Source organism: Desulfolutivibrio sp. (assembly GCF_036584575.1).
Taxonomy (GTDB): domain Bacteria; phylum Desulfobacterota; class Desulfovibrionia; order Desulfovibrionales; family Desulfovibrionaceae; genus Desulfolutivibrio.
The window spans coordinates 35,983-42,210 of sequence record NZ_JAZHDB010000215.1; the positions used below are offsets into that span (position 1 = coordinate 35,983).

Annotated in this window: 8 protein-coding genes; 4 read left to right on the top strand and 4 right to left on the bottom strand. The window is 66.2% G+C overall.

Annotation, left to right across the window (positions count from 1 at the left end; genetic code table 11):
- Positions 1–51 precede the first annotated feature (51 nt).
- On the top strand, positions 52–1,428 hold the full coding sequence (locus V3572_RS15860; RefSeq protein WP_332111996.1) for a S1C family serine protease: 1,377 nt from the start codon (positions 52–54) through the stop codon (positions 1,426–1,428).
- Here V3572_RS15860 and V3572_RS15865 read toward each other — a convergent pair.
- On the bottom strand, positions 1,407–2,372 hold the full coding sequence (locus V3572_RS15865; RefSeq protein WP_332111997.1) for a glycosyltransferase: 966 nt from the start codon (positions 2,370–2,372) through the stop codon (positions 1,407–1,409). The genes V3572_RS15860 and V3572_RS15865 overlap by 22 nt on opposite strands.
- Positions 2,373–2,617: 245 nt before the next feature.
- Here V3572_RS15865 and V3572_RS15870 point away from each other — a divergent pair, with 245 nt between their 5' ends.
- Positions 2,618–3,469: a universal stress protein gene (locus tag V3572_RS15870; RefSeq protein WP_332111998.1), complete on the top strand. Its 852-nt coding sequence runs from the start codon at positions 2,618–2,620 to the stop codon at positions 3,467–3,469.
- Between the two features lie 30 nt (positions 3,470–3,499).
- Here V3572_RS15870 and cysQ read toward each other — a convergent pair whose 3' ends face one another.
- The gene (cysQ, locus tag V3572_RS15875; RefSeq protein ID WP_332111999.1) at positions 3,500–4,261 is read right to left on the bottom strand and encodes a 3'(2'),5'-bisphosphate nucleotidase CysQ; all 762 of its coding nucleotides are present in this window, start codon (positions 4,259–4,261) and stop codon (positions 3,500–3,502) included.
- A 156-nt stretch (positions 4,262–4,417) separates the two neighbouring features.
- Here cysQ and V3572_RS15880 point away from each other — a divergent pair, with 156 nt between their 5' ends.
- Together V3572_RS15880 and V3572_RS15885 are read left to right on the top strand one after the other, a co-directional pair.
- The gene (locus tag V3572_RS15880) at positions 4,418–4,810 is read left to right on the top strand and encodes a response regulator (protein WP_332112000.1); all 393 of its coding nucleotides are present in this window, start codon (positions 4,418–4,420) and stop codon (positions 4,808–4,810) included.
- 173 nt (positions 4,811–4,983) lie between these two features.
- Complete coding sequence (locus V3572_RS15885) at positions 4,984–5,202, top strand: hypothetical protein (RefSeq protein WP_332112001.1); 219 nt, start codon at positions 4,984–4,986, stop codon at positions 5,200–5,202.
- 62 nt (positions 5,203–5,264) lie between these two features.
- On the opposite strand, the gene V3572_RS15890 is transcribed toward V3572_RS15885, so the two are convergent.
- Both V3572_RS15890 and V3572_RS15895 read right to left on the bottom strand, forming a co-directional pair.
- The gene (locus tag V3572_RS15890; protein ID WP_332112002.1) at positions 5,265–5,687 is read right to left on the bottom strand and encodes a hypothetical protein; all 423 of its coding nucleotides are present in this window, start codon (positions 5,685–5,687) and stop codon (positions 5,265–5,267) included.
- Entirely contained in the window at positions 5,684–6,181 is a 498-nt protein-coding gene (locus V3572_RS15895) for a hypothetical protein (protein ID WP_332112003.1), read from the bottom strand. Before V3572_RS15895 ends, V3572_RS15890 begins: the two co-directional genes overlap by 4 nt.
- Positions 6,182–6,228 lie beyond the last annotated feature (47 nt).

Here is a 6,228-nt window from a genome sequence, read left to right on the forward strand (position 1 = left end):
TTTCGCGACCGCCGCCACGACCCGCCCCGCCTTCGGGGCCCTTTCGCCATCATGAAAAAGACCTTCCTCCTGGCCATGATCCTTGCCTGCCTGACGGCCGCTCCCCATGCGGCCATGGCCCAGGCCGCCCCGGCGTCCGTCTCCCCGGCCCGCCTGACCCCCACGGTCCAGGCCGTGCGGGCCGTGGCCCCGGCCGTGGTCAGCATCACCACGGCCAAGGTGGTGCAGCGCCAGGCCGATCCCTTCGGCGGGGGCTTTTTCCCCGACGACTTTTTCCGCCGCTTCATAGGGCCCGGCTTCGAGTTCCCGGGCAACCCCGGGAGAAAGCACACGGAACAAAGCCTGGGCTCCGGGGTCATCATCGACGGGGCCAAGGGCCTGGTCCTGACCAACAACCACGTCATCGCCGGGGCCGAGACCATCACCGCCGTGCTTCAGGACGGCCGCTCCTTCGAGGCCGACCTGCTGGGTTCCGACGCCGATTTCGACGTGGCGGTCCTCAAACTGCGCGGCGGGACGAAGCTGCCCCAGGCGGTCATGGGCGACTCCCGCGACATCCTGATCGGGGAACCGGCCATCGCCATCGGCAACCCTTACGGCTACGGCCACACCGTGACCACGGGCGTCATCTCCGCCGTGGGCCGGGCGCTCCGGGCCGAGGACGGCGCGGCCTACGCCGACCTCATCCAGACCGACGCGGCCATCAATCCCGGCAACAGCGGCGGCCCCCTGGTGAACATCGAAGGCCGGGTCATCGGCATCAACATGGCCATCCGGGCCGGGGCCGAGGGCATCGGCTTCGCCATCCCGGTGGACAAGGCCCGGCGGGTGGTGGCCGAGCTCATGGATACCGGCAAGGTGTCGCCCGTATGGCTGGGGCTTTTCGGCCAGGGCGTGGACGAACGGACGGCGCGTTACTTCGGCCTGCCCGAGCCGTCCGGGCTTCTGGTCACCGAGGTGGCCCCCGGGGGAACGGCCCAGGCCGCCGGGATCGTCCCCGGCGACGTGGTGCTGTCGGCGTCCGGGGCCAAGGTTGAGGATGCCGAACATTTTCAGGGGCTTTTGCGTACCGTCACGGCGGGGGAGGAGGTAGTGCTGGAGATCCTGCACGACGGCGCCCGCCGCACCGTGGGGGTCCGGGCGGCCCCCTTCCAGCGGGAGACGGCCGAGGCCCTGGCGGCTGCGCGTTGGGGCATCACCGTGCGCGACGGCGGCGGCAAGGGGTTGATCCTGGCCCAGGTGGTCAAGGCCAGCCCGGCCGGAAAGATCGGGTTGGCCCCGGGGGACCGACTTCTCGGCATCGGCGGGGAACGGGTGAACGGCATGGACGATCTGCCCCGGGCGGTGTTGCGTCACAGCATGCACCGCACGCTCATCCTTTTGGTGGAGCGCGGCGGTCGGGGGTATTACGCCCGCATCACCCGGTGAAGCCCGCCTGCGGCCAGAAGCCGCAGGGCCGGACGTCGGATGGCCGGTCGCGGCGTTTCCTGGGCGGCGGGATCGACACGCAGGCTCTCGGTATAGCGCCACACCGCCTCCAGGGAGACGTGTCCGCGCAGATAGTCCTCGCACTCCGGAAAACTGTAGTGGTGCGCCACGCTACGCAAAAGGACCGCCGTGCGCAGATTGCCGCTTTGCATGGCCCGGACCACGGAATCGGCATCCGTCGTCGGCAGACCTTGGACCGGGGACACGGGCAGCGGATAGACGCGCTCCATGAGCCTGCGGTCGTAGATGGCGCAGTGCGGCGTCACCTCGTCGAGATAGTGGTAGGGAGGGCCGGACTCGTCCAGCCAAGCTGCGGCCAGCCCTTCGCGCACGACCTTTTCCCACATCCAGCGGTGATAGACCCAGTCCTGCTCCACGGGGGGCCCGGCGTACATGTGCCGTTCGGACGGATAGGCCACCCTGAGAAACCGTCCCAGAACCCGGCGGCCCGCCGCGCTGACCGGGACCAGGGGGCTCACCAGCACCACGTCGTCCAGGTGGGCGTGATGGCGATATCCCTCCACCAGGTGGTCCAGCCAGCGAGGGGTGACGAACACGTCGGCATCGACCCGGACCACGACATCCCGGCGATGTTCGGCGAAAATCTCGTTCAAGACGGCGTTGCATCCCGGGATCGGGCCACCCTCCGGGCATTCGCGGACATCCACGTTCCCGGTTCTGGCGGCAAAGCGGGCCAGGACCACCCGGTGTTCTTCGGCGGCGGCGTCGCGCAACACGTAGATGCGCTTGAACCGGGCAAGATCGGTGAACCGCTCCAGACACTTCAGGCATAAAATCAGGCTGTCCACCCGGTGCGAGGCGTGCAGCACGAGGAGGGGATGGATGTCGGCGGGACGAGGCCGCATGACCGAGATCTTTCCCATGGTTGTGGTATCCGGTGAAAGGGGTTGTCGGGATTGACGGTTATTCCGACTATCTCATCGGACGAAAGGGGTCGGTTCTTTATGTCCGCCCCGCATTTTCCTGCGCAAAGGCCCAGCCCCTCCCGCAAGCCCCCGGCCGCCCTTGACTCGGCTGCGGCAAGACGGCAACACTTCCCACGGCCAAACGCCAAGACCTGTCCCGTGGCCTGGGCCCACGGGGAAAAACGACACCCTTGAGGAAAGACATGGAGAAACACCTTCTGGTCGCCATCGGCGACGATTTCACCTCGTCTTTGAGCCTGCGCTACGTGTACGGTTTTTTTTCCCGGCGCGACGCCGTCAAGCTGACCCTGTTCTACGTCAGCCCCAAAACCGCCGCCCACGCCCCGTGCCACCCGGCCCCGGCTCAGGAGTCCCCGCGCTGCCAGCCGGGAGACGCCCTGCCGGCCATGGAAAAGGCCAAGAGCTGGCTTTTGGACATGGGATTTCCCAAAAACAACGTTTTCACCAAGACCTGCCGGGGCGATCAGGGGATCGTCAAGGACATCATCAAGGAGTGCGAGGCCGGGCTGTATGACGCCGCGGTCCTTGGGCGGCGCGGCCTGTCCTGGTTCGACGAGATGTTCACCGACAGCGTCTCCCACAAGATCCTGTGGGAATCCGTGGGCTTTCCCATCTGGGTCTGCCGCAACCCGGACCCAAACCGCAAGGACGTCCTGGTCTGCCTGGACGATTCGCCCCAATGCCTGCGCGTGGCCGACCATGTCGGATTCATCCTGTCCGGGGAGCCCGCCCACGACATCACCCTGCTCAACATTCGCGCCAACGGCGCTCCCGATCCCGCCCCCCTGTTCGAGAAGGCCCGGCACATCCTGACGGAAAACGGCATCGATGCCGCCCGGGTCCGCAAAAAGGCCATCGTCTCCGACGACCCCGCCCAGGCCATCCTCAAACTGGCCCGCACGGAAAACTATGCCGCCGTGGCCATCGGCCGCACGGGCGACAAGCCCCAGGCCTTCATGGAGCACATCGTGGGCACGACCAGCCTCAAGCTCCTGCGCAAGCTCGAAGGCGCGGCCCTGTGGCTGTGCAAGTAAGCGGGTGACCGCTCCGGCCGGGGAGTTCCCTCAGAGGGCCGTGGCCACGAAGGGACCGTTTTTCAGACAGGGCTTGTTGTAGGGAAACGGCGACCCGTCCGGTGCGGTGAACCGGCCTCCCGCCCCTTCCACGATGGCCTGCCCGGCGGCCGTATCCCATTCCATGGTCGGGTTGAACCGTGGATAGAGGTGGATGGTTCCCTGGGCCAGCAGGCAAAACTTGTAGGCGCTGCCCGCCGTGACCAGTTCGTGGGGCGGCAGCGCGGCCAGGTAGGCGTCGAGGTGTGCGTCGGGATGGGAGCGGCTGGCCCCCACGAGCACGGGCTCGCCCGGGGCCGGTCGGCGCACGGCGATGGGGACGGGGGCGTCCGTGCCGGAGATGCGAAACGCGCCGTGCATCGGCCCGCCATAATAGATGGCGTCCTGGGTCGGAACCTGGATGACGCCGAAAACCGGACGATTTTTTTCCAAAAGCGCGATGTTGACGGTAAATTCGCCGTTACGCTTGATGAACTCCTTGGTGCCGTCCAGGGGGTCCACCAGCCAGAACCGTTTCCAGTTCTTGCGAACGGCATAGTCGCTTTGGCCCGATTCCTCGGACAGGATGGGGATGTCGGGATACAGCACGGTCAAGGCTTGGCGGATGATGGCGTCCGAGGCCCGGTCGGCCTGGGTGACGGGGGAGTCGTCGGCTTTGACGTCCACGGCGAACGCGGTTTCGGCCACGCGCAGGATCTCCTGGCCGGCCAGCCGGGCGACGCCGCACAGGGCCAAAATATCGGCATGCTGCATGATGGTGTCCTTGTGGGTGGTTCTGACGACGGATGCATCATACCCGCATCCGGGGCAAGGCGGAAGTCGTGGACAGGTGGAACCGGTTGCCTTTCCGGACCCGCGCGGATATGGAGCGTGGTGGTGTCGGCAAAGATGAAGGCTGGAGGTTTTTTTGTGAGCGAGTGTAGGGTGCTTTTGGTGGACGACGAGGACGCCTACGTGGAGACGCTGGCCAAGCGGCTGACCCGCCGGGGACTCACGGTGTATACCGCCGACCGGGGGGAAAAGGCCCTGGCGATTTTGGACGAACATCCCGTGGACGTGGTGATTTTGGACGTCAAGATGCCCGGGATGGACGGCATCGAGACGTTGACCCGAATCAAGAAGAGCCACGCCAGCGTGGAGGTGATCATGCTCACGGGCCATGCCAATGTGGACGCGGCCATCCGAGGCATGGAACAGGGGGCCTTCGACTATCTCATGAAGCCTGCCGAAATGGACGATCTGTTCTACAAAATCCAGGACGCCCAGAAAAAACGGCTCCTGGCCGGACACGGCGCGGACTGATCGCGCCCGCCACGTCCGCGCCCTTCGCCCTCGGCGGCGTTATTTTCCCGGCATTTCCCTTGCATCGGGTTGTTTGCCAAGCGCCCTGCCACGCCCGCCCCACGGCGCCCGCAGCCTCGGCAAAAAAAGCCCGGCCGACCGGACAGGCCGCCGCAGTCACAAAGGAGCGCGCCATGGACATGGCCCTTTTCAAGGAAATCGTGGAACGCAAGGCCGCGAGCTATGTGCGGCTGGGATGGGATTTCGCCGAGGCCGTCAACCGGGCGGTCTGCGAACTGTTGGCCGGAACCGAAGACCGGCTGTCCCCGCACGGCATCTTTTGCCTGCGGGCCTGCCTGGTGGGGACGGGACGGGAATGCCGACTGGCCAGCGGCCACCCCGAGCGCAATTGACGCCGCGAAACCCCGCCTGACACGCGCACCCGCGCCCGCCCTGGGCAGACCGGGACCAGGGGTCATTTTCCCTCGAAAACCGCCATGACCGCCTGATACGTCTCTTCCGAAATGATCTTTCGGGCCAGAAACTCCTTTGGATGAATCTGAAACACCCCGGCCAGGAACTTGAACCGGGGATTGCGCGAGATGTCCCCGATCCTGACCGAGGGCACGGCCGCCGCCTTGACCGTGGCCTCGAAGTCGTAGCCCGCCTCGCCCATGACCGTGGCATACAGGGCGCAGCGGCGGCTGACGAACTCCTCCTGGCTCATGACCCGGTCGAGACTCCCCTCTTTTTCCTCGACATTCTTGAAATAATTAAAAATCGACGTGTCGTTGAAGGGCATGGCCCTGGGTTCGGCCGCCCCCTGGCCGGGGATGGGCCGGGCCAGGACGCAGGCCGCAAGCAGGACGGGGAGGACGAGATACAGGCGGTGTTTCATGGCGCCATGGGCGGCGTCCCGGGGGCCGCCGTCTGGGGAATGGCCGCCGGGGGGGTCTGCTCCCCCACGCCCTTGCAGGGGAGAAAGGTCGGGGCATGGAGATAGCTGAGCACCCCGACGCCGATGGGGGCGTCATATTCCAGCATGATCATCACATCCCCCAGAGGCCAGCCCACGTTCTCCGCTGTTTCTCCGGGGGTCACGGGCTGGCCGTAGCGTTTGGCCACCACGGCCCGGATGGCCTCCAGGCGGTCCTTGCCCTGAAAGGTGGCCATGGCCCCGGCAAAAAGATCGTTGCAAAAGGCGTAGACGACCTCGGTCACCGCCACCTCGGCGATGCGGGGCGCAAGGCCCGTGACCTTGGCATAGGCGGCCGGGCCGTTTGTTTCGACCACGGTCATGCCCTTGATGTCGGCCAGAGGGGTTCCCCAGGCGATGCCGTGAAACGAGGCCGGAGGTTCGGCCGCCGGGGCCGGGACGCCGGGCGAACTCATCGGAAACTTCCCAGGATTTGACTTTGGTAGACATAGCTCCTCCTCAT